This is a genomic window from Desulfomicrobium norvegicum, from assembly GCF_900114595.1.
GTDB lineage: Bacteria > Desulfobacterota > Desulfovibrionia > Desulfovibrionales > Desulfomicrobiaceae > Desulfomicrobium > Desulfomicrobium macestii.
This window is the reverse complement of the sequence record NZ_FOTO01000008.1, coordinates 140,173-162,630: the sequence shown is the minus strand read 5'-3', so window position 1 is coordinate 162,630 and position 22,458 is coordinate 140,173. Positions and strand designations below refer to the sequence as shown.

General features: G+C 50.3%; 21 protein-coding genes. 12 read left to right on the top strand and 9 right to left on the bottom strand.

The window, feature by feature from the left end; translation table 11 throughout:
- Positions 1-147: 147 nt before the first annotated feature.
- Genes BMZ24_RS12895 through BMZ24_RS12885 form a run of 3 tightly spaced genes read right to left on the bottom strand, consistent with a single transcriptional unit; the run spans position 148 to position 5,531 of the window.
- Positions 148-2,220, bottom strand: coding sequence for a 3'-5' exonuclease (locus BMZ24_RS12895; protein ID WP_092192939.1), 2,073 nt, complete (start codon positions 2,218-2,220; stop codon positions 148-150).
- Positions 2,221-2,757 carry a hypothetical protein gene (locus BMZ24_RS12890; RefSeq protein WP_092192937.1) on the bottom strand — a complete coding sequence of 179 codons (537 nt, stop codon included), beginning with the start codon at positions 2,755-2,757 and terminating at the stop codon, positions 2,221-2,223.
- On the bottom strand, positions 2,757-5,531 hold the full coding sequence (locus BMZ24_RS12885; protein ID WP_092192975.1) for a site-specific DNA-methyltransferase: 2,775 nt from the start codon (positions 5,529-5,531) through the stop codon (positions 2,757-2,759). Before BMZ24_RS12885 ends, BMZ24_RS12890 begins: the two co-directional genes overlap by 1 nt.
- Positions 5,532-5,606: 75 nt before the next feature.
- Here BMZ24_RS12885 and BMZ24_RS19705 point away from each other — a divergent pair, with 75 nt between their 5' ends.
- Positions 5,607-5,783, top strand: coding sequence for a hypothetical protein (locus BMZ24_RS19705; RefSeq protein WP_153304613.1), 177 nt, complete (start codon positions 5,607-5,609; stop codon positions 5,781-5,783).
- Between the two features lie 3 nt (positions 5,784-5,786).
- Here BMZ24_RS19705 and BMZ24_RS12880 read toward each other — a convergent pair whose 3' ends face one another.
- Positions 5,787-8,858 (bottom strand): BPTD_3080 family restriction endonuclease, encoded by a 3,072-nt coding sequence (locus tag BMZ24_RS12880; RefSeq protein ID WP_092192935.1) that lies wholly within the window; start codon positions 8,856-8,858, stop codon positions 5,787-5,789.
- A gap of 45 nt (positions 8,859-8,903) precedes the next feature.
- A complete protein-coding gene (locus BMZ24_RS12875) occupies positions 8,904-10,487 on the bottom strand; it encodes a nuclease-related domain-containing protein (protein ID WP_161949153.1) in 1,584 nt (527 codons plus the stop codon).
- 252 nt (positions 10,488-10,739) lie between these two features.
- Between BMZ24_RS12875 and BMZ24_RS19530 the strand changes: the two genes are divergently transcribed.
- The 3 genes from BMZ24_RS19530 (at position 10,740) to BMZ24_RS12865 (ending at position 12,165) form a co-directional block, all read left to right on the top strand.
- On the top strand, positions 10,740-10,961 hold the full coding sequence (locus BMZ24_RS19530) for a hypothetical protein (protein WP_143077913.1): 222 nt from the start codon (positions 10,740-10,742) through the stop codon (positions 10,959-10,961).
- A complete protein-coding gene (locus BMZ24_RS12870) occupies positions 10,958-11,905 on the top strand; it encodes a formylglycine-generating enzyme family protein (RefSeq protein ID WP_092192931.1) in 948 nt (315 codons plus the stop codon). The genes BMZ24_RS19530 and BMZ24_RS12870 overlap by 4 nt, the downstream gene beginning before the upstream one ends.
- Positions 11,906-11,973: 68 nt before the next feature.
- Entirely contained in the window at positions 11,974-12,165 is a 192-nt protein-coding gene (locus BMZ24_RS12865; protein ID WP_092192929.1) for a hypothetical protein, read from the top strand.
- A 51-nt stretch (positions 12,166-12,216) separates the two neighbouring features.
- Here BMZ24_RS12865 and BMZ24_RS19525 read toward each other — a convergent pair whose 3' ends face one another.
- The 3 genes from BMZ24_RS19525 to BMZ24_RS19515 all read right to left on the bottom strand — a co-directional run bounded on the left by BMZ24_RS19525 (position 12,217) and on the right by BMZ24_RS19515 (position 14,493).
- Entirely contained in the window at positions 12,217-12,435 is a 219-nt protein-coding gene (locus BMZ24_RS19525) for a hypothetical protein (RefSeq protein WP_143077912.1), read from the bottom strand.
- A gap of 92 nt (positions 12,436-12,527) precedes the next feature.
- A complete protein-coding gene (locus tag BMZ24_RS19520; protein WP_143077911.1) occupies positions 12,528-14,171 on the bottom strand; it encodes a hypothetical protein in 1,644 nt (547 codons plus the stop codon).
- A gap of 76 nt (positions 14,172-14,247) precedes the next feature.
- On the bottom strand, positions 14,248-14,493 hold the full coding sequence (locus BMZ24_RS19515; protein ID WP_143077910.1) for a hypothetical protein: 246 nt from the start codon (positions 14,491-14,493) through the stop codon (positions 14,248-14,250).
- A 163-nt stretch (positions 14,494-14,656) separates the two neighbouring features.
- Between BMZ24_RS19515 and BMZ24_RS12855 the strand changes: the two genes are divergently transcribed.
- From BMZ24_RS12855 to BMZ24_RS12820, 8 genes are all read left to right on the top strand, one after another.
- Entirely contained in the window at positions 14,657-15,322 is a 666-nt protein-coding gene (locus BMZ24_RS12855) for an ERF family protein (protein WP_092192925.1), read from the top strand.
- 69 nt (positions 15,323-15,391) lie between these two features.
- Positions 15,392-16,597, top strand: a complete 1,206-nt coding sequence (locus BMZ24_RS12850; RefSeq protein ID WP_092192923.1) for a hypothetical protein — start codon at positions 15,392-15,394, stop codon at positions 16,595-16,597.
- Positions 16,598-16,672: 75 nt separating this feature from the next.
- Complete coding sequence (locus BMZ24_RS12845; protein ID WP_092192921.1) at positions 16,673-17,659, top strand: AAA family ATPase; 987 nt, start codon at positions 16,673-16,675, stop codon at positions 17,657-17,659.
- A 71-nt stretch (positions 17,660-17,730) separates the two neighbouring features.
- Positions 17,731-18,018, top strand: coding sequence for a hypothetical protein (locus tag BMZ24_RS19510; protein WP_143077909.1), 288 nt, complete (start codon positions 17,731-17,733; stop codon positions 18,016-18,018).
- A gap of 35 nt (positions 18,019-18,053) precedes the next feature.
- Positions 18,054-18,335, top strand: coding sequence for a hypothetical protein (locus BMZ24_RS12840; RefSeq protein WP_092192919.1), 282 nt, complete (start codon positions 18,054-18,056; stop codon positions 18,333-18,335).
- Between the two features lie 41 nt (positions 18,336-18,376).
- Complete coding sequence (locus BMZ24_RS12835) at positions 18,377-19,375, top strand: DUF3150 domain-containing protein (protein WP_092192916.1); 999 nt, start codon at positions 18,377-18,379, stop codon at positions 19,373-19,375.
- 408 nt (positions 19,376-19,783) lie between these two features.
- Entirely contained in the window at positions 19,784-21,526 is a 1,743-nt protein-coding gene (locus tag BMZ24_RS12825; RefSeq protein ID WP_092192911.1) for a cobaltochelatase CobT-related protein, read from the top strand.
- A gap of 209 nt (positions 21,527-21,735) precedes the next feature.
- Complete coding sequence (locus BMZ24_RS12820; protein ID WP_092192909.1) at positions 21,736-21,942, top strand: hypothetical protein; 207 nt, start codon at positions 21,736-21,738, stop codon at positions 21,940-21,942.
- A gap of 114 nt (positions 21,943-22,056) precedes the next feature.
- Here BMZ24_RS12820 and BMZ24_RS19505 read toward each other — a convergent pair whose 3' ends face one another.
- Positions 22,057-22,452 (bottom strand): helix-turn-helix domain-containing protein, encoded by a 396-nt coding sequence (locus BMZ24_RS19505; protein WP_143077908.1) that lies wholly within the window; start codon positions 22,450-22,452, stop codon positions 22,057-22,059.
- Positions 22,453-22,458: the final 6 nt, after the last annotated feature.

Genomic DNA, 22,458 nt, shown 5'->3' with positions numbered 1-22,458 from the left:
TGCAAATTTCGTAGTAAATGTTGATTGAACTAAATCAATTTCCAATTTAATGAAATTTGGGGCGAAGCTGATCATGAAGATAAGTACATCAATTATTCCATAGCCAGTGAATAGGTATGTTCGGTTTTATATGTTTATCAAAAAGATTTATTCATATTTGATGTCGTCCAAAAATTCCGATGAAGGGTCAGCACTTGTGACAAGCAGGTGATCCCTTGCACGAGTACATGCTACGTAAAGCAGATGCCTCTCCGTATTGTACACCTCCTCTAGGTCGGCTTCATCCATGATGGAATTGATTCGCGTCTGTGATGGAATAATTTCGTCATCACACGCCATCACCGCGACGGCCCGGAACTCCAAGCCTTTAGCCAGGTGCATCACGCTTACGGACACGCGGTTGGGTTCAGTCGAGACATTCTCATCGAGAACGACGTAGGCCAAATTGGATTGCTCCAAAGCCGTGCTCGCTCGGTCCAACTCGTCTTCTGATCTCACGAATATGCCCATCTCGTGGAGGGCTAAGCCACTGTCGCGAAGCTTAGCGAGCCAATCACCAACAAACTGGCCTTCATCCTCTTGAGTGTCGAAGACCTTGATCGTCGGGGACGGTCCATTGAAGACGGAAACCGTGCCTGTTCGCCGATCTGTATTTCCGTCCGCGTCCGAAACTTCCGGACCGAGCAATCGATCGGCTTGGGTGCGGATCTGGTGGGAGGTGCGATAATTGACGCTCAGCGTGCGTGAGCGGCCACGGATGTCCACGCCAAGGGCCTTCCAGGAAAAAGGCTGCTGGAAGATGCGCTGCCCCATGTCGCCCGCGAAAAAGAGCCCATTGGGGTTGCCCTGGCTCAAGGCAGCCAGGAAGCGCATTTGCTGGATGCCAATGTCCTGGGCTTCGTCGACCACCGTGTAATCAAAAAGTGGCCGTTTCCGTTCGGCCATGTGTTCAGTCAATGCTGCAAATATTTGGGCGGTTGTCATGAGCCCATGTTGAGCCATCTGGCTGCGAACGGCCTCGAAGATTTGCCAAAGAATGGCCCGCTGCGTCTCGGGAAGACGAGTTTTTCGGCCCAAACGTCGCACATCACGGTATTCTTCCCACGATGTGATCTGCCAAGCATCGACGATTTCGTCCCATTCTCCACAGAGAAAGTTGAGGCTGAATTTGTGGGCTGGAATGGTGTCAGACGCTGCTCCCAGCATTTTTCGCAGTTCATTGTTGTTCACGAGACGGACCTTGCCGAACGCGGATTCGTAAAGGCGAAGCCCAATGGCGTTCATGGCATGAACTTCGAGTCTTTCCCCAAGACGCGGTTCATTGCTGACAAGACGGCGAAGCTTGGTATGCAGAGCCTTCGCAAGAGTGTCGGAAAAGGTGGTCAGTAAAACCCGTGCATCAGGATTGGATTTGGCCAGGAAGACAGCCCGGTGCAGTGCAACAATTGTCTTGCCTGTGCCAGCGGAGCCGGAAACTCGTGCCGGTCCGGAATAGTCTTTTTCCACCCACTGCCGTTGGGCGGGATGAAGGAATACCGTCCATTTTTCCCATGGGTATTCCAAAGCCCTCTCCAGTTCCTGGACATCGTGCATAACCCTGAAACGACGCTGAGCATCGGGATGGGCAAAGGGGTCTGAACTGGCAGGGGTCTGGACTGGTTGAGTGGGCTTCCCCCCGGTTGCCAACTCCAGAAGCGCTTCAGCCGCCTCCGATGGGAGATGGTCTGCAAGCGTGAGCAGGGTGTCCTCGTCGGCAGCGTGCACGTCCTCGACCCACTCGGCGGGCACTCCGTATCGGAGCAGGTCTTCGCGCGTGAGATGACTCAGAACGAGTTTTTTAGGGGAAGTAGTATGTCCCGGCACATAGATGGGGATTCGAATTTCCTCGACACGTTCACGGATTTCGACGAACTGGGCAGCCCCTGTCGTGGGATGGGTTTCCAGCTTGCGGCGTTCAGCCCAGCGGTAGGCCTGTTCATGATGATCCACATAGCAAAGCAGCAAACTTGACGCTGACTTGTGGACGATGAGCCGAATGTCGTTGTTGACCCGGACGGACCAAAAATTTGGGTCCTTGGCCTGGCCAAGCTTGTGAAAGCTCATACCGGGATTGGCCGGGTTCATTTGCAGATCAAAGGCCGTCGTCTTAACGGCCTTTTGTTCCTCAGAGGTCAAGCGGACCAAGCTGTCCGTGAAGGTTATGGCGATTCGAAAGTTCATTCACTGCTCCGTTACAGCTTGGATAAACGCAAATTTGAGATCGATTGCTTCCCTGGCAACATTTTCCAAAATACGATCCGGATGAATGCCTTCATCAAGAAAACGGGCGCAAAATGAGTTCGGTGCGCTCAGTGGCTTTCGGTGTACGAGGGAATTTCGAAATGTGCTGAGATTTTTCGCCCTATCCAGGAGATTATGCGGAAAAAAATCATTCTCTTTAGCTATTTTAATGGCGCTACCTAACTGTATTCTGTTGTCTTCATCAGCATGCATGTTCGCGATCAGAGAATTCATAACAACATGTTCGATAAAGCATGTGCTTAGAATAATTGCAGAAATGAACAATCCTTCAACATAGCAGCGTTCAATTTCTCCGAGAATCGACATCGTGTCCAATCGCCCGACAGTGACTCCGTGGTCCTTCTTGTATTGAGATAACCACAAATCGCGTTCGACACGCTCTTGCCTGCGCTGTTCGTCACTCTCCGCAAATGCGGCGGTTAGACGAGATACAAAATCGGGGTTGAACACACCCATTACACCTTAAACACCTTCATAACCTCATCCCCCAGATGGTTGATGACCTTCACCGCGATACGACCATTCTGCGGCTTATCGAAGGGACGGGAGATGTCGCTGTTAAGCGAGGCCCACGCGTCTTCGTTGATTTCAGCTTTCAGTGTGGTCTTGAGGGATTTGTAGGGGTCATTTGCGCCTAGGAAGTAGGCGTGGCGGACGAAGAAGCTTTCTTCGTTGTAGTCCGTGTCGATAAACCAGCAGGCGATGCCATCGGCACCGTCGCTGCGTACTTCGCCAGTATTGGGATGGAAGACGTCCACCCCGTTGATTTTGACCTGGATTTGGTCGGACTTGGTGGTGATGATGTCGATGTCTGGCTCACCGAAAATGACAAAGAGGTTGCCCTTGCCGGTATTCTTGAGGTCTTCGGCCATGTGTAGGTCAGCGTTCATGCGAGCCTTGAGCACGGGCAATCGGCCAAGTTTGGAGAAGTCCGTGGTATGGGCCTCATAGCTGAAAGCGCAGGCAATCAGGACGTCAAAATCCGCGTCACTGGCTTCACGGGCGGCGCTGACCAAATCTGCCCGCTGTACTGTGCCGAACTCCGGTCCAATAAAGATAGCAGCCCGGCGGTCCGTGTCTCCCTCCAAGTAATGCCCTTCCGCGCAGACTAGGTCTCCGGCCCAAGGAGTCAGTGACACGAACGAGATTTTGTCTTCTTTGTGAGCCTGCTGAACACCAGATATTTTCAGGTTTTCGAGGATCATCTGAACGAAATCGCCCCCGCTAGCCGTGGCATCATTCTTCTTTTGTGGATCGATGAGGGCGTCGTTTTCGTCCACGATCATGGTACGATGCGGTGACAGGCTTTCCACGGTAAACGGGCCGGCCACGCGGACCTTTTTCTTATCCTCGTAGGGTTTGTCGTAGAGATGTTCAAAATCGGCCTTGGCCGCGATGGAAGCATCAATGGCCTGCTGTCGGGCAATGCGTTCCTTCCACCACTGGGCATGGATTTTATTGATCGGTTCCGGCCAGTTTTCTTCAGCCTGCCTGGGAATTTCCCACTCTTCCCAAGTTTCCTTGAGTGCCTTGTTGAGTTGCTGTCGCAACGGCTCTAGACGCTCCTGATAGTCCTCCCAAATAACGTCGATCTCGGCATTATTGGTAATGGACTTGAGGGTAATGTGTGGCACACGCTCATAAACAAAACCATGTCGAATGTCGTTGTGCGTAGGCTTGCTGGAAGGGTGCGAGTTGGTGACTTCTGCTTCTTTAGCTTGGCCCTCGGGAGAATCCGCCAGTAGATAATAGGGGTATCTCGCTCCCATAATACGAGTACGAGCCAGGGCTAATGCTACGCGCGAGGTATCAATAGTGATCCAGCGGCGACCCCATTGTTCAGCAACATAGGCTGTGGTGCCAGAGCCGCATGTTGGGTCGAGCACAATGTCGCCGGGGTCAGAAGCCATGAGTAAACATCTTTCAATCAATCGCGGGTTTGTCTGAACTACATAGATCGGAAATTTTTCTCCGTGAAATTCGGTCCAAATATTAGATATTGAAGCATAGGACCAGTCATCCCAATATATCACACCTCCAAGTGATTTGCCTCCACCGTCAAAGATACGATCAGCTTTTTCAAGTCTACGCATGTCAATATCTGGTTCATACGTCCAATGACGATTTGTTCCGCATTCAAACTCTTTTCCATGAAATAAAAAGTTTTTACTACGTTCTGAGCGATCTTGACTAACTAAGGGGTAATTGACACGAGCCCATCTCCAGCCCGAATTGAGTTTTTTATCAATTTTTTCAGGATCTAGATTTACGATTCTAACTTGCTCTCCGTCTTTAGAAACAAGTGTATTGAATTTGTTGTCATCCTCTGGATCTCTTCTTTCTTTAAACAATGTGCATAATTTCAATTCATTTCTATTTTTTGAATACCACAGTATGAAATCATTTACAGGATCAGTTGATGTTGTTGCGCTCTTCTTTTTTACAATAATTGTAACAATTGAATTTTCAGATCCAAAAATTTCATCCATTAACACTCGAATTCGATGTATATTTTCTTCCCCAATTTGGACAAAAACAGATCCTGAGTCCGTTAATAAATCTCTGAAAATAGTCAGCCTATCCCGTAAGTACGTTAGATAGCTATGAATTCCATCCCGCCACGTGTCGCGAAAAGCTTTTACCTGCTCAGGTTCGCGAGTAATATGGTCCATTTTCCCATCTTTCACATCACGACTGGTAGTTGACCATTGAAAATTTGAATTGAATTTGATGCCATACGGTGGATCAAAATAGATGCACTGCACCTTTCCGCGTAGCCCTTCCCGCTCAGCCAAACTTGCCATGACTTGGAGCGAATCGCCCAGAATCATGCGATTGCTCCAATGCGCATCGTGCTGGTAGAATTCGGTCTTGGCCTCAGCATCGGCCTGGACCTCAAAATATGAAAACATGTCCAACTGACGCTGGCCGGACTGCGGCTTGGCCTTGGCCTGTTTTTGCAGGTCGTCAATCAGGGCTTTGGGGTGGACGTGCTCTTGGATATACAGCGGAGCGGCATGGACGATGAGATCGGACCAGTCCTGCTCATCCTTGCCACGCCAGACAATCTGTGGGTCCAGGTCGCGATTGCGGCGCTCATACGCCACACGGATAGGCGATCTGTCCGTGTCCTTGAGCAGTGGCTGCAATTCGGCGGAAGGAATGTTCTTGCGGGACTCGCCATCGTGGACGATGGTCTCAACGGTTTTCATCTTGTCGTTCTTTGCCATGGGTATCCTTCTTATCGTCCGCCCTTCACTTAGGGTCGGCAGTACTTCGCTGTGGACTTGAAATATGATATTTTTATGAAAAATAGACCGCTTAGCCAGACTAATGCCTACCTGCGTGATCCGGAAAAACGCCATCGGGCAGTACTGCGGTCCGTGCTGCCATCTTCTGCCGTCGAGGGTATCCTGTTCACGGACAATGAACTGGCAGAAATCGAACGACAATGGGCAGAAAAGCAGACTGCTGAAGGCTAAAATCTACCCACTCGCGCCAACATACTGCTCGATCATGGCGTTGAACCTCGCTTCGATCTGCGCCTTGAACTCCGCTTCCATGACATACATGTCCGTGAATTCAGCAAAGGCCCAGCGGCCATGTGTGCCCAGGTTGTTCACGCCGGGCACCCAGTAGGTCTCCATGGTGTCCTTCTTGGTCTTGGCGTCCTCTTTTCGATAGCCCTTAATTTCGACCACCAAATGAAGTGGGTCGTCATGTCCGTCATCCACAAGCACGATGAAATCCGGAAAATAGGTGCGGTTCTCGGAGCCGTATCTGTACGGCACTTCCAGCCCAAGATTCTGGTTTTTAACATACGCCAGTACCTTCGGATGGTTCTCGGCCACACGGCAGAATTCGCCTTCCCAGTCACTGTCCAGGATGACCCAATTAAGATGACTACGCCTGGAGTCCGTTTCCCAGCGGTCAGTCTTGGAGGTGACGAAATTGACGAACATGGTCGAACCGGTGGAATTGTATGGATCGAGTACCGCCTTGATGGGACGGGTATCGGACAGTGCGCGTGTGATGGCTGCTGTGATTCGCTCGCAGGCCATGTCGGCCAGTTCCTGATACATAAGCTGCGCCGGGTAGGTGTCGCCTTTGCAGACGAGACATTTGTCCAGCCATTCTTTGGCAATGCGCTTCAGTTGGCCAAAAAGATGAAGTTTTGGAGCCTCTCCGGGATCGCGCCATTTTGTGATCAATAGGCGATTGGTCAGATGGAAAAGCAGGGTGGATTTGCGCAGATCCCCGGTATGGACCAGGTTCAGGTTAACCCCTTCACCGATGATGCCCCTGTTCTCGGTTTGGGTGGGGCCGACTAGATCCGGGGTAAGTTCCAAGGTCGAGTCTGGGGTAAACGATGCACTGAGGCGTTCTTCGGGTAATTCCACGCGGTAACCGGCAACACGGGGAAAAGTGATTTCCAGCGCATCGCGTTCCGGGCGTACGGCTTTGACCTGAACTGTTTCACGAGGACGCTGAGGTTTGGAAACGACGGGTTTGGCCGTGAAGTCGAAAGGAATGCCAAGGACATCGGCATACTCGACATTAAAAAGGCCTTCCTCGTTCAATTGGTATTCCTGACGGCGCAACGCGCGGCCAATGACCTGCTCACACAACAACTGCGTGCTGAAAGCCCGCACTCCGAGGATATGAGTCACAGTGTTAGCGTCCCAGCCTTCTGTCAGCATGGACACGGAAACCACGCAACGGATGGAGTCACCCAGATAGCCGGATTTGCCTACAGTGTTCATGACTTCGCGCAGGAGAGTGACATCATCGAGCTCCTTGCCCCTGCGAAGTTCATCGGCCATCTTGCCGCCACGCTCTAGGATATCACGTCGGAATTGTTCGATTTCACCGGATGCAATTTTGCGAAAGTTGTTGTCCAACCCCTCCCCAGATTCCAACTGTTCACTATCAATGAGCAGGGTTCGCGGACGTGGATAGGGATTGCCGTTGTCGTCGAAATTCCGGAAGTGCTCCAGCCGTCCTTGGACAAAAGTGGACGTGCCGTCGTCATTTTCACGGTTGAAACCGGAGATGTAGTCGTAGACCAGTTTGGATGTCGCGGTGTTGTTGCAAACCACGATAAAACACGGCGCGACGGATATTTCGGCCATTCGCCATTCCTCGAATGTCTTGGCGTAATGGCCGTAGAGGGCTTCAAGGGCCGTTTGCAATTTGACCGGGATGCTGAGCGGATCGAGATCCTTGTTCTTGCCTCGGCCTTTTTTGGGCATGTCCTTGCGAATATGTTCCCAGAGGTTGCGAAACATGGGAAGTTCATCGCCTGGAATGTTTTCAGCAACAGGCACTCGGGGGAGTTTGACGATGCCACATTCGATGGCGTCCATGAGGGAAAAATCGCTCATGGTCCATGGAAAGAGCGTACCTTCGACATATCCAGAGCCGCTCAAAAAAAATGGGGTGGCTGAAAGATCCATGACCCTGATCAGGGCTAGCTTCCTGTTGACTGCTTCCAGGCCAGAAATCCACAGTCGAGCGGCCTCGTTGTTTTTTTCGGCCTCTTTTTTGTCATCACCTTTGAGATCCGGATCAGCCTCGCCGGGTTTTTCCCGGTAACAGTGGTGAGCCTCGTCATTGATAGCTATGATATTTTTCAAGCCCATGAGGTCAGGCATGACCCGCTGGAGCATCTGACCTTCTGTTTCCAGAGTCTGGAGATCCTCTCCTCGACCTTTAAGCAAAGAGCGACCGCCTTTTGAAAGGTCCATGCGTTCACGCAGTTTGAAGGCGTGGTAGTTGGTTATGACGATCTTGGCACGCTCCAAATCTGGTAACATGTCCGTAGGTATGAGTTCACGGCGTTGATAGTAGCTGTCTGGATCATTGGGCAGGAGAACACGAAGACGATCTCTGATGGTGATTCCTGGCGCAACGATCAGAAAACCGCGTGTGAACTTTTTGCTGTTTGGGCGGCGGACGGCATTGATTGTCTGCCAAACAATGAGCATGGCCATGACCGTAGTTTTTCCCGCACCAGTAGCCAACTTCAGCGCCAGACGTGAGAGTTCTGGATTGGCATCAGCGTTGGCCTTGTCTAGATGGTCGAGAAATTTTTTGCCGTAGGCTTTGAATTGCGGCGCCACTTCCGTGAGCCAAATGGCGGTTTCCACTGCTTCGAGCTGGCAGAAAAAGGGGCGGATGCCGCTGAACTTGTGATGCCGCCAGTGCTGAAGCAAACGGGCTGTTTCCGGCGTGACCTGCCATTGGTTGGGGTTGGGCAGGGTCCGCCAGCGGTCCACATGTTCACGGACTTCGTTGATGAGAGAGGTCAGGTCGTATTGCTGCTTCTCATTGGACAGACCTTTTCCTTCATCAACGACAAAGGAAAGTTGCTTTTGGGCGGCCTTCTGCTTTTTTGGTTTTGGAATGGGAGTAATGAACTCGGCTTTACGCCGGGATTCCATGACGCGTTGCGTTGGCTGACCGGTTGCATCAAGTTCCCAGTGTCGCTTTGGACAAGCGTAGGGGGAATTAAGGATAGGGTGGTCAAAAAACGGGTTACTAACGGGTTGGTCCACAAGATCCTCGCTGCGTACATGGAAAAAATTTGGGTTCTGGCCAAGTCACATCTTCACGAATCCGCCAGCGCTTTTGAAGGCAGCCTTAACCCAGGCCTTTGCTTCTGCAAGAGGGCTTGGGCCTCCTTTCTGAAGGAACATGCTGGACGTGGCTTGAATGGACGTGACGTTGCCTGTTTTCATCTGAGAACTCAAGGTAATAAGGGCTTTTTTCGCTTCTGATGCTGGGCCGAATAAGTCTTCGTAGCCCTGCCAGACTGGGCCGGTGACTATGACGTAACCCAAGTCTACAAGTGGAAGTGTCGTGGTCAATTTTTCGTTCGCGCGAACGCAGGCCCGCAATGCGAGAGTCTTGGCTTTGTTGTCAAAGAAAAGCAGAATGACGTTCTGTCCTCGATCTTCCTCAAAGACGAAAGTGATCGCCTTTGCCGAATTGTCCGATGAGACCGCGTGCGTCAGTGGAAATGCTACGGCTTGAATTGGATGCTGCTCATTTGGGATAGGCCTTGCTGGGGCCTGCTTAGTTTGCGTTTGTTTGGGGCTGAAAATGCTGGTCACTGTGGCCTGCATGGTTTTGTAAGCGCCGATCAAGAGGAGGGCGGCCAGGGCGCATGCTGCGAATTTGAGCGCCAGCACAGGCCATTGAATTTGTTGGGTTGCCGATTTTTTGTGCTGCGAATTCTGGCCAGAAAGAAGGGCCTGCAGTGTCGCGGCTAAGCCCTTGGGGTCTGAGGTCTGGGCAGAATGGGTGTCGTGGAGCGGATTCGTTTGGACGCGGGCGTAGATGACGCCGCATTTTGGGCACTCGCCTGCACTAAAGTGCAGATCATCGTTTTGTGTGCGCTCATGAAAGCATTTCGGACAGACAATGGCGCCGGTCTGGGACTGAGGGACCATTGGGCTGGGTTGTGCAGCCTGGTCGGACAGCGCAGCGGCCAGCAGGGGGATGATTTGATCTCTTGTCTGGGCCGGAAGGCTACCGCGCTGCGAGAGAATGTACGGTCGCAGGTAGCGGATGTTCAGCACCTGCGCCCCTCGTACAGGTCCGCGAATTTCGACAAATCCCCGCGAGAAGCAAAGGATTGGCTTGATCGACAGCCCTTCAAGTCTCTCCGCGCCCAGATGATCCCGGAGCGAGTAGGTCTGGCTCCAGCATTGATTCAAAAAATCCTTGAAAAATTTACGCCCGTTTCTCAGCAGAACGTCGTTTTCCTGAGTGATATTCCCTTTTTGGCTTTTGGTCTCCACCAAGAAGATGCCGTTGGGGCCGAGGACAACATGGTCGATGTTAAAACCAGCAAATTCGAGGTCATGGAAAACGTAGTATTCATCGGGAAGTTCCAGCAAGGCCTCGGCGACAGCTTGCTCGGCTTTAGCTCCAGTGTCGGCGTCGGAAATCCGTTTTTTAAGCTTGAGCCCGGCTTGTTCAAGCGACTTGATGGAGACGAAATAGATGACAGCGACCCCGAGACCCAAGTAAAGGTGCCCATGTGTCAGCAGATAATACGCGGCAGGTATCAGCAGCAGTGACGAAAGCATGGGTAGGGCGATACGAGAAAGCATATCCTTGTACCGCGAATTCCCCATGGCAAAAGCACTTTTGCCAGCTGATCCAAAGACCTGAGCCATTTCCTCCTCACCCTCCTGGAATATGTGCACCTGAGATGTGCTGCACATTTTATTGCAGCCATTCTGATAAGCCTCAGCTGTGCAAGAGTGTCAAGTATTTTAGGATGTAAGACATATTGGTCGGCGTTGTTGGATTCGTGTCGTTAATTGGTGCTTGTCAGACAGCTATCGAGATATGCTTTCCATAGAAAATTTCTGTAGCCATTTCGTCGATAATTTTGGACATCGTCCCAGGCAGTTGGGACGATCCTCATGATTTTGATTGCCTTGACCTTTCATCATCTTGTACCAAGAAAATGTTTTTTAAGTATTCACAGGTGCAATATGTTCAAATCTATTATTAAAGACACTGGTCGGCCGGTCGTAATTCTTGACCCGCAATGGAATAGCCAGATTGATGCTCTTCGCAACCTGGCTGATCAAAATGTACTTGAGGGAAAAACTGCCGTGCTCGGGGATGAGGAGCAGTCATGACTCATGCGAAAGATAACAGTGAAAAATCATCTTTGATATTGAAAAAGAACACGGCTGAGATGGTCCTAGGTCGGACGCATGACATGCTTGGACTTACAGCGCGGACCATGGAGGTTACATCAGGGCAGCAGATTAAGGCTGAGGGGCCTGAGAGGCAAAGGGATTCCAAAGGTCCGTATGGGCCTGAATATTTGGATCCATTTACGGGCATGGAGTTCGTGTGGGTACCTGGTGGTAGCTTCGAGATGGGGGATGTGCTGTCAGACTATGATTTGCTGGAAAGTTCCTGCCCTGTGCATACTGTGAAGCTTTATGGCTTTTATATGGGGAGGTGCGCGGTGACACAGGGTGAATGGATGCGAGTCATGGGAAAAAATCCGAGCGGATATCCAAGAGGGGACCGCTATCCTGTGGTGGAAGTGAGCTGGAACGATGTTCAAGAATTCATCTTCCGGTTGAACCAACAGAGTGGGCGCACTTATGCCCTGCCGTCGGAAGCGCAGTGGGAATATGCGGCTAGGGAGGGGGGAAAACGTGTTCGTTTCGGCACAGGCCGAGACTGCATTGGCCCAGACGAAGCCAATTATGACTGCAGTGGGAAATATGTCGAGACCTATTCGCGTGCCGGGTTGTATCGTGGAGAGACCGTGCCGGTCGATAGTTTTTTCCCAAATGCTTTGGGGCTATACCAGATGAGCGGGAATGTATGGGAGTGGTGCCATGACGAATGGCATGATAATTATGAGGGTGCTCCACAAGATGGCTCAGTCTGGAAGACAGGTGAGGATTTGGATCGGGCTACGGACCGAGTGATTCGTGGTGGGGGGTGGAACTGTCTTCCGCAAGATCTGCGTGCCGCAAGTAGAAGCGGGGACTATTCTAGTAGTTGGTTAGATAATCTGGGTTTTCGCCTTGCCCGCCCATGTTCTCTGCAAGAGGGTTAATAGTCGGAATTTGAGCGTTCGCTCCTGGTTTGCTCATTTTTTTGGGCATTAAGAGTGCGGAGGTGACAATGCGCCGACTGCTTAAACGGTTGGAGATTATCAAAGCGGCGACCTTCCTTGAGGACGAGGAAACCATTGCCCTAAACGTGAGCAAGATGTGTGGCACGGCCGAGGAGACCGAGGGGCTCAAGGCCATTTTGGCTGATTTGGATTCCCTAAATTATCCAGGCGCATTCATCTCGATCTTGAATTCCCCGTGAAGTTGCTCGCGGGTGCCCCGCTTGCGATATAGTTTCAAAGCCTGGTCGGCATCAAATTTCAGGTTGGTCCACAAAGCGCAGATGCGGACCTCTGGAATCATCATGAACACACCGTCCTTGCTCAACACTTCCGTGACCTCGAAAATCTGGCGGACCACCATTTTCTTCTTGCTGTTTGACGTCTTCCAGTTTGGCCATAATGCGGTAATGCATCAGGAAGAAGGTCAGCACCGTTCGCTGATCAGACGGAACGGCCTCGATTGCCGCCATGAACTGATTCTTTTGGCAACATCTACAGCCAAGCGCTCACTCGTGTATTCGTTCGTTACTATAAGCACAAGTCAAAGGAAATGATTTGTAGGTCAACAGATTTTTTGTGTTCCGTATGTCTCTAAGTGCTCTCCGCAGTGACCTATTAATATTTTCTTTTCTTCATGTAAAAAAGCAATATGAATTCGTAAATATCCTTCTCTCTTGTTTGTTTTTATATGTGGAGTGCATGTATAATTTATTCCATTGTACTCGCATTCTCTTTTTTTCATTATTGATTTGTCTTTATTTGTTTGTTTTCCTTCTCTTAAAGAGAGTCGTATTCCCGTGCTGTCACAAAATTCTTTTTCTACGTCGCAATCTTTATCATCTGAAAAAATAATATTGTGCAGTGTTGTTGATATCTGGTTCAAAATTCTCCACGCTGATTTTACGCTGTAAATATTATCGTTTCCAGAAAAATTTTTTGCACTTTCAAAAGCATTTTGATGAATTATAATTTTATCAGGAAACATTTCTGAGAAATATACTAAGCAAGTTGTGATATCATCAGGGAGTTCTGGTATAATAGGTAGTATTAATTTTGGTAAGCTCTCTTGTTTTGTCGTTGTGAGGTGGTAATTTTTTGATTTTAATTTTGATATCTCTTCGTCAAAAATATTGTTCTGTTCAATAACCTCGTCAATAAATTTTTCTTGATCTTTAATTTTGTGTTCAAGATTCGTATTAACTTCTTCAAGTAACTGAACGTATGTGCTTGTTGCGCTTGTCGTGTTTTTGTTTTCATGCTTGAGATGGGTGAGGTAGTCGCGCGCTCTGGCGTTGATGACATCTTTAATTGTAATTATTTCTGACGCAGTGAATGATTTAGAATTTCTAGATATTGCAATTCCAATTTGATCAAAAACGCACTGTTGTCCAATTTCCTGAATTTTATTTTCAGTATAAAATCTATGAATTTTTGCATTACTTGGTGTGTTGTCAAATTTGAAAAATATTCTTATCATTCCTGGCTGTATAGATAATTCGTATGGGAAAATAGAATTGAAATCTGAAATTTTATTAGATTTTATTAGATAAATGTTTGCGTTTCCAATCGTAATTTTTTGTAATGTCTCAACGTCGATTGAATTTTTATTAGATTCATTTTCTGCAGCAATAATAATTGGTAAAACTCTTTTTTTGTTAATTATTTCTGATTGTATTGAATTAATGTCTACTTCAATGCATTGATTTATTGTTTTTTGTATTGTCGTTTCTTCTTTGTAGCATTCATATTTTGCAATAATATCTTTAATAAATTTTGGAACTGAAAAAAATGGTTCGCTAGGAATGAAGCCAACCCAATTTTCAAATATGGCATGCTTTAATGTGCATGCAAATCTTAATTTTTTGTTTTCAAGTTGGGTGAGCGCAATTTCTGTGCTCCATAATCTACACATTTCTTTAAAATCTTTATGTAAAAATTCTATTGCCCATGTTTTAGGGTTGGTTTGTCGGTATTCTCCTTTGTTTATAGCTGTTCTGATATAGCCCTCGCCGATTTTGTATTGTTCTGTATCCCCCAAATCAAACCATGACTGGTCTAGTTTGTGTTTTTGATTTTTCGTTGCATCATGATTTTTAAGCCAATTTTTAATTTCATTTCGCACTGAAGTAAGGGCGTTTCCTTTGCTGTTGTTGATATCAAATGCGGCTTTATAGTGTATTGTGTGAGATATGGGGATAAGTAACATTTTTCCTTCTGTAATTTTTGTAATATTTGCTTGACGTTTTGTGTTGCGAGTAGGGTTTTAGGAATAGAAGTCTAGCTCATTCATTTGATATAAAAATAGTATATTCATCTTTGTCTTTGAATATAAAAAAATTTCTTTGATCTGCGCTTACTTCTTTAATTTTCTTCCAAAATGCCTCACGTTCTGCAATATCAGGTACGTACCCATGGAAAATGCTCTCTCGTCGTCCATTTTCGTCTGTGTTTGCACATCCAGAAGCGATATACTCCCCTGTCTTTAAGGAAAATGCAACGCTCTTTGATAGCTTGTTAGGATTGCTCATTATTTTTATGCCTGGCCATTCATTCGTAATGTGTTTGCAAGATTGCTAATCAAATTATTTGAGATATACATCACACCTTTGAAGGCCCATCAAAATCTCAGCTAAAGCGGGCAGAGACGCTTCAGCGGGGATCACTTTTTTTCCAACCAACAAAGGAGTGATCATGCACAACCAAAATTATTGCTCTCCCGAAACAACCAAACTGGCAAAAGCCTTAATCCAAGTGCAACGTGTTTTGCAACCTGCAGCCAAGGACCGTCTTAATCCTTTTACCCATTCCAACTACGCGACCTTGAACAGCGTCATGGATTCCTGCCGTGAAGCGTTGCTCACCAACGGCATCTGGCTCACCCAGTACCCAGTCCCATCGGACCCCGGTCATCTCGGGCTTGTGACCAAGCTTGTTCATGCTGAATCCGGGGAGTGGCAATCATCGCACGCGGTTGTCCCTTTGCCGAAGAACGATCCCCAGGGCCTTGGCATCGCCATGACCTACATCCGGCGCTACTCCATCTCCGCCATGCTCGGCATCGTGACCGAGGAAGACACGGACGGAAATCTGCCCAAGGATTCCGGAAAAGGTGGACAACGTCAGAAAAGGCCTCCAGCCATGCAAGACTCTGGAACTCCATCTCCTCCCAGGCAACCGCAGCCAGCCCAACTCCCAAAACTTGATGGCATCACCTATCAGGAGATCACCGCCACTGACGGGCAGGTTTGCATCGTGGCCACCGGCAACACCCAGGCCAAGAAGGAGCTATTATCTGGAGCCGGGTTCAAATGGAATCCTCAGCGAAAAATGTGGTGGAAATATGCGCAAGCGTCCTGAAAATTCAGACACAAAACACAAGCGAAGGCTGCTCCACTCGGGTAGCTTTCGTCATTTTGGAGGGTAGGCATGAGTGAAATCGTGCAAGCTGAAGAGCACAGAGCCCATGGTCTCATGACGCTGCTCGCGAAAGGGCTTCTTGAATCGTCTGCTCAGAGAACCGCGTCATCACTTGGAGATCGGAGCCAATATATAGGCATGTCGGATATTGGGCGAGTTTTGGAATGCCCACGAGCTGCGGTGGGTCAAAAACTATTCGGTAATAGTCATGACCAACAACTGGATCAGCATGCCGTCCAGGCGCTGATCGGCAAACAACTTCGTCTGCAACGAGGGCATTGGTTTGAGGCGGGTATTGCCCAGGTCTTCAGGCAGCAACGATTGCCCGTGATCGAGCAACTGGAGATCGTGACGAGTTACCAGCAGGTGCCGATCAAGGCGCATTTGGACTTCGTATTTGTCAGCGCAGTAGGACAGCCCACGGTCCGGATTTTGGAGCTTAAAAGCTGCGAAAAAATCCCTAAAACCTTGTATTCTTCTTACGAAACTCAGGTTTATGGCCAAGTCGGCCTTTTGCGAGCACTTTGGGACCAACCGGCATTTGGCGTCCATGGTGAAGTAGGTAGTCAGGGGAGTGCCGGGCTCACGTTTCCGGAGATCTGCCTGGAGAAGTTTGGAATCGAAATGCCAGCCCATCCTTCAGAGGTCGATATCGAGGCATGGGTGCTGTGCCTCTCCATGTCGGATGCCAAAGCGTTTGGCCCATACCTTCCGGATGACACCATGCTAAACCTCTGCCTCAAAACAGCCGAGGACCTCTGGCGCAACTTCGACGCGTCGAAGGACAATGGCGAAGACTTTGACAACCTACCCACGGCACAAGGGTTTCATCCCCTGTGCTCATGGTGCGAATTCAACGCCGATTGCCCGAAATTTGATGGCCTTGATCAGCCTCAATGGGGCAACGCACTGGACCAGCTCAAGAACTTGAAAGCTAGGCAGGATCAACTGGATGCTGAGATATCGGAAGTCGAGGAAGGCTTGAAGACTGCCTATGCCTTGAGTGATGTCCATGGGTCATGGATCAACGCTGGAGATCAGCGTTTTCGTGTTTCGACTCAAGCCGGCAGACGCACCCTGAACAAGGACCAATTGCGCTTGGAACTCTCAGCTATCCTTGGAGAGGATGACGCGGATGCGCTCATCACCAGGTGTGAGTCTGAAGGCAAGTCCTTTGACCGGCTGAATATCAGCAAGATCAACAAACGCCCATAGACCCAACAATTTCAATCAAGATATCCCGGCTCCCCGTAACAGGGCGGCCGGGATTTTCATTTTATGGAGCACATTATGACCAATACCATTCGCGATGAGCTTGAGAAACTTCAGCCCATGGAACTGGACGCAGGAACCGTCTTTAGCGGTAGCCCCTCAGGTCGGATCATCAGGGGGTATGCCAGCCCATGCAGCTACACACCGACTCCGGATCCCGGTTACATTTTCCACGAGACAAGCCGAGACATCGCGGTCTGGCTCATGAATATATCCGATCCCCTGTATGTCTTCGGACCCACAGGCTCAGGAAAAACCTCAGCCATCAAGCAACTCGCCGCAAGGCTCAACTATCCCGTCTTCGAGATCACAGGCCACAGCCGCTTGGAGTTCCCCGACCTGGTGGGACACCTGTCCGTTCGTAACGGCAGCATGGAATTCGAGTACGGTCCCTTGGCCTTGGCAATGAAATATGGCGGGTTGTTTCTTCTCAATGAAATCGATCTGCTCGAACCGGCCACAGCCACAGGCCTCAATGGCGTTCTTGATGGCGAGGCGCTGTGTATTGCCGAAAATGGGGGAGAGCTCATCATCCCGCACCCGATGTTTCGTTTCGCGTCCACAGCCAATACTAACGGCGGATCCGATGAAACCGGATTATATCAGGGCACACTCAGGCAAAATCTGGCATTTCTGGATCGTTTTTGGCTCTGTGAGATGGGCTACCCCGCACGGGAGGCCGAGGAGAAACTCCTGGGTGGATGCTGCCCGAAATTGCCTGAAAGCATCCGACAGAAAATGGTCGAATACGCAAACGAGGTTCGCAGGCTTTTCATGGGTGAAGCTGGAGCCGGAATCGCGAATAGTATCGAGGTCACGTTCTCAACCCGGACCCTTTTGCGTTGGGCTGATTTGACCGTGCGTTTTCAGCCTCTCTCCAGACAAGGGGTCCAACCAGTGACATACGCTCTGGATCGGGCACTGGGATTTCGCGCCACCAGGGAAACCAGGGCCATGCTCCATGAACTTGCCCAACGCATTTTCCCGCAATCCATGGGGGAGTAGGTGGGAGTGCAGCTGCTGAAACGCAAAAAGATGCGACCACTCCCGACGACCTGACCAAAGTGCGCCAGGCCATGACCTCGGTCCTGCAAGCCATGGCCGCAAACCCTTCCTACCTTGGCATCTGTCCAAACCCTCCATCAGTTCTCCTGAAAAAATCCACGCCCCATGGCGGCAAGTTCTGGAAAGCCGTGGCTCATCCAAACGGGCTAGCATTGCAGTGGGGGCGACTCAATACCGCCGGGCAAGGTCGCGTCCTGGACATCCCTAGATGTGCTCAGGGCAATCCGGTGCAGGAGATGATGGATAGGGTGCTTGCCAAGATCAACGAGGGATACGGGCTTTGCTGGGTCACATTTTGAAAATCATTCCATCAACAAAGCGAGGTTGAATATATATGGATATTGCTCAACACGATTTTCCGTTTCGCCAGTCCATCGAGCTGGCCAAACAGATCCCTTCGACCGGGTTTCGCTATCACTGGAAAGCCGAAGTCGATTCCCTTGGTCTGATAATTCGCATTTGGCTCGGAGGCATCGACGGCGTGCCATTTCAGGCCTGCGTCACCCGCATTATCAAAAGCCAGCAGTGCAAGAACAAAAATCCCGTTCAGGAGATGTGGCGCAGGGTGCTGGAAAAAATCGACAGGCAGGATTTTATCATCGTGAACGGAAATTAGGGCGCCACACCAGGCGCTCTTTTCATTTGAAGGAGAAGAACATGAACACGCAAACCGACATCAAGGTTTTGGAAAGTCTGCTGGTCCTGCACCTTGAAGTGAACATCTGGACGGCACGCAAGAAACTGAGCCCCGAGGATTTCGATGGCGCAAAACTCCCCCCTGAGGACTTGGCGTCTTTGGGTAGCAAGAGGGTTTGTGATCCCGAAACCCTGCGAGTTTTTGGGACACTAAAAGCCAGGGCCGTGAGTCTCCTGGATAGACATTGTGTCCGCTTTCTGGGTGGCTGGGCTATTCCTGAAAACCAGGCGGACAGCATCGTAATCGAACTTGATCAGATTCTGCAGGACTTCAACGCGGCCAAGGAGGATTTTCTGTCCCGGTATGATGAATCCGTCCGGGAATGGATTGCCAAGCATTCGGGATGGGAACAGATAATCGCCGATTCGACCGTCAGCGCCGACTATGTGCGAAGCCGAATGGGATTTGTTTGGAAGCTCTTCCGCATTGTTCCGCCAGATCCGGTTGACCCGGTCATGGTTGGGCTCAAAGATGAGGTGGAAGGTCTGGGCCAAACCCTGTTCGGTGAGGTGTCCAAAGCGGCCACCGAAGCCTGGCACAAATGCTTTGCCGGAAAGACCGAGATCACGCGCAAGGCTCTTTCTCCCTTGAAGACCATTCACCAGAAACTCTCGGGTTTGAGCTTTGTCGAGCCTCGGGTATCTCCGGTTGCGGACCTCATTCATACAGCGTTCGAACATTTGCCCAAACGCGGGAAAATTGAAGGCGCGAACCTGCTCATGCTCCAGGGACTCGTATCCTTGCTGCGGGACGCGGAAGCGCTCATCGAGCACGGACAGAGAATCATGGACGGAACAAGCTCCCAGGACGTGTTGACCCTGTTGGTTGGGGGGCAGGGGAGTGTGCTGGAACAGGGTGCCCAGGATGAGCTGGACATCATGGCAGAGGTGGACGACATGCCGCCAATTTTTCCGGACATGCCCATGCAGCCGGTGATGCCGAACTGCGGGTTGTGGTAGGATTTCTGGGAGCGGTGATATCATCTGCCATCAGGAGAGTTGTGCATGGCGTGATTCATGGGTATTCGTAATAGGCAGTGTATCGGAGGAGGGAATATGAAGGAGACGTTGCAGGACAGGTACCTGATCGAAAGGGCATATCGAAATGCCTTTGGTCTGTGTTCACCGTCTACGACTGACTTCCCCAAAGAGGCACTCTTTGAGCTTGGATTCAAGGCCATACTGCGCGGATCTCCCGTGACTGAGGAGGAATTGCAGGCTTGGATAGTAAAAAATTCTCCTCCCACAAAGCCCTAGTTAGAACCATAAAACGACATTTTCCGGACATATAGTCCCGCTATTTCAAATAGAAACGAACGAAAGCCCTGGAGTCACAAGCTCCGGGGCTTTTCGTATTTGGAGGTCTTTATGATCGATACACGGGCCGTGATGCGCTCTTTGCCATTGGTGGCAAACGTGCTCGGCAGAAAATACGGAGTGCAGGTCGAGATGGGTGGGATGGATGCCTACACCGATGGCAAGACCATTCATCTTCCGGCCCTGCCAAGTGAGGTTCCGGACACTTTGCTGGCAATGGCCAGAGGCTACCTTGACCACGAAGCTGCCCATGTCCGGGAAACGGATTTCTCGGCGCTGGAACAGGCCAAGCTCACACCATTAGAAATACACGTCTGGAATACCCTGGAGGACTGGCGGGTGGAGCATAAACTCGCGGCCATATTCCCTGGGTGCCGCCAGAATTTCGATTGGCTCATCGGGCATATCTTTGGCTCGGATGATCAGGGCGTACCCGCTGCGCCTGCGATGAATATCCTTAATTGGCTGCTGCTCGAAGTTCGGTCCTGGGATGTCCAGGTGCTGTCTAGGCATCGCGACACTTTGGCCGGACAGGTGGACATGGACTTTCCGGGAATGAGGCCGAAGATCAAGCAGGTGCTGAAGCTGGTTCGAACCAGGTGCGATTCGACTCAGGCCGCCATAGATTTTGCCCGCGAAATCGTGCGCGTTCTGGATCATTTCGCGAACCATACCGACAAGCCGCAAGCACCCGATCAAGCCGAGCCTGGAGCGCAAAATGGTCCTGCGAGTCCATTCGAGTCAGGTGAAGCCAAAAGCGAAGAAGTGCGAAGTAACGACGAAAATCCCTCGGAAATTGGGGAGGATTCATCTCAACATACGGACCAGGAAAGCGAGTCAGTACTGTCCTACTCACCTTCCTCTGACCATGCCCACAATCCCGAGGGTGCAGTTGACCCCGGTGCTGATTATCAGGCCCGAGACGAGCTGCAGAAACTCATGGATGCAAGGGAGGATGACCTTCCACAAAATCTGGGAAACATCCTGGCAAGCGTTCTTAATGATACGTCGCAGGCATCGAGCTATTCCGGGATTTCCGTGGCAGTCCAGACATCCAAGCATGCAGCCCCGTTATCGGCCGACGATGTCCTGGAAGTCAGGCAAGCCTCCATGGCGCTGCGAACCAGGCTAAGCGGATTATTGCAGACAAAAATATTGTCGCGTGCATCGAGTGGCAGAAGAGGGCGTCTTGATACCGGGCATCTCCATCGCCTGGCTGTGTCAGACCCGCGTGTGTTTCGCACAAAATCCGAACGGGTTGGAATTGATACCGCCGTTCATATCCTGCTCGATTGTTCCGGATCCATGGTGCGTAGAATCCATCTTGCCTGCCAAGCCTGCTATGCGGTCGCCTCTGCCCTTGAGGCATCCAGAATCAATGTCGCAGTCACCGCCTTTCCTGGGGCTCAACTTCCAAACGGATCCTATACCACCGTGTCCCCGATTATCAGGCACGGCCAGAAGGTACACACCACCCTCGACCTCGGGCCTGCTGGAGGTACCCCCATGGGAGAGTCGCTGTGGTGGGTGATGCAGGAGATGCTGCCACTGGTCGAAAAGAGAAAGCTCGTGCTCATAGTCACCGACGGGGATCCGGATTCCGTGGACTGCGCCACCCAGGCAATCGAGCAGGGGTTACTTGCGGGTTTTGAGATCTACGGCGTCGGGATCACGAGCCCGGCAATCATGTCGCTATTACGCGGAAGAAGCGTCGTCGTGAATGCGGTGGCGGATCTTGCTCCGGCAATGTTTTCTTTGCTTCAGCACGGAATTTTCAGCGACCAGGCAGGTTGATCTTCAATAAAATTACCTGGCGCATGGGAGCCCTTTGCTATCAGCACGCCAACAACAAAGGAGAACTTATGGGGAGAATTCGCAATGGACCGATTCACGGACACCAGGAGGCTAGAAAGAGGCCTTTTGAAGGAGGTGAGACCGCATGACCTGGGGACCTGTTATCGCAATTGCAATCGCAATACTTGAAATCGTGAAGGAGAATATCGATGACTGAAGAAATTATGCCCAGGGAAGACAGAAGTGGAAAAGTGTGGGCGTTTCTGGGTGGATGCATTGCCGGGATAGCTGGTTTGTTTGCGGTGGCGGCAATGTCGGAATTGTCTTGTCCAACTCCATCCGCTAGCGTTGGTGAGGAGACTTTTGACGGTGAGGATGATGCGACGTCTGATATTGAAAACCAGGTGGCAACATAAATGATGCGACGGGGGGAGAGCGGAGCTCCCCTTTTTCTTAGTTGAACGGGGAACCGTTACAGAACGAGAGGCCACTGTTCACACTATACAGAACGGCGAGGGATTTAGTAAGGGCTAACCTGTTTCTTTGGTCGAAGATGTCCCGCAGATTTTGCCGAGAAACGAAAAGAGCGCTTTGCCGGCTGGGAAATTTAGAAGTTCTATATAGCCTACAGGTATGGGATCAATGCCTGTTGATCTAGAAAAAATTGTGGATCCGAGAGTTGAAATTGCGGCCATTGCGGCAATTCCTCCTGGGGTTCTGCATAAGTCATTGAGAAGCCCTCGTTCTGTGGAATCTTTCAGGGACAATTCGAGGCTCAAAAGCCTTGCTGTTACATCTTCTCCGGGAACCCCTCTGGAGTCTTCATATCGCCATACTGTAGTTTTTGTCACACCAAGGATTATCGCTAGATCTTCTTGTGTCAGTCGTAGAGTTCCTCTGATTTTTTTAATTCTTTCTGGGGTCATGAATCT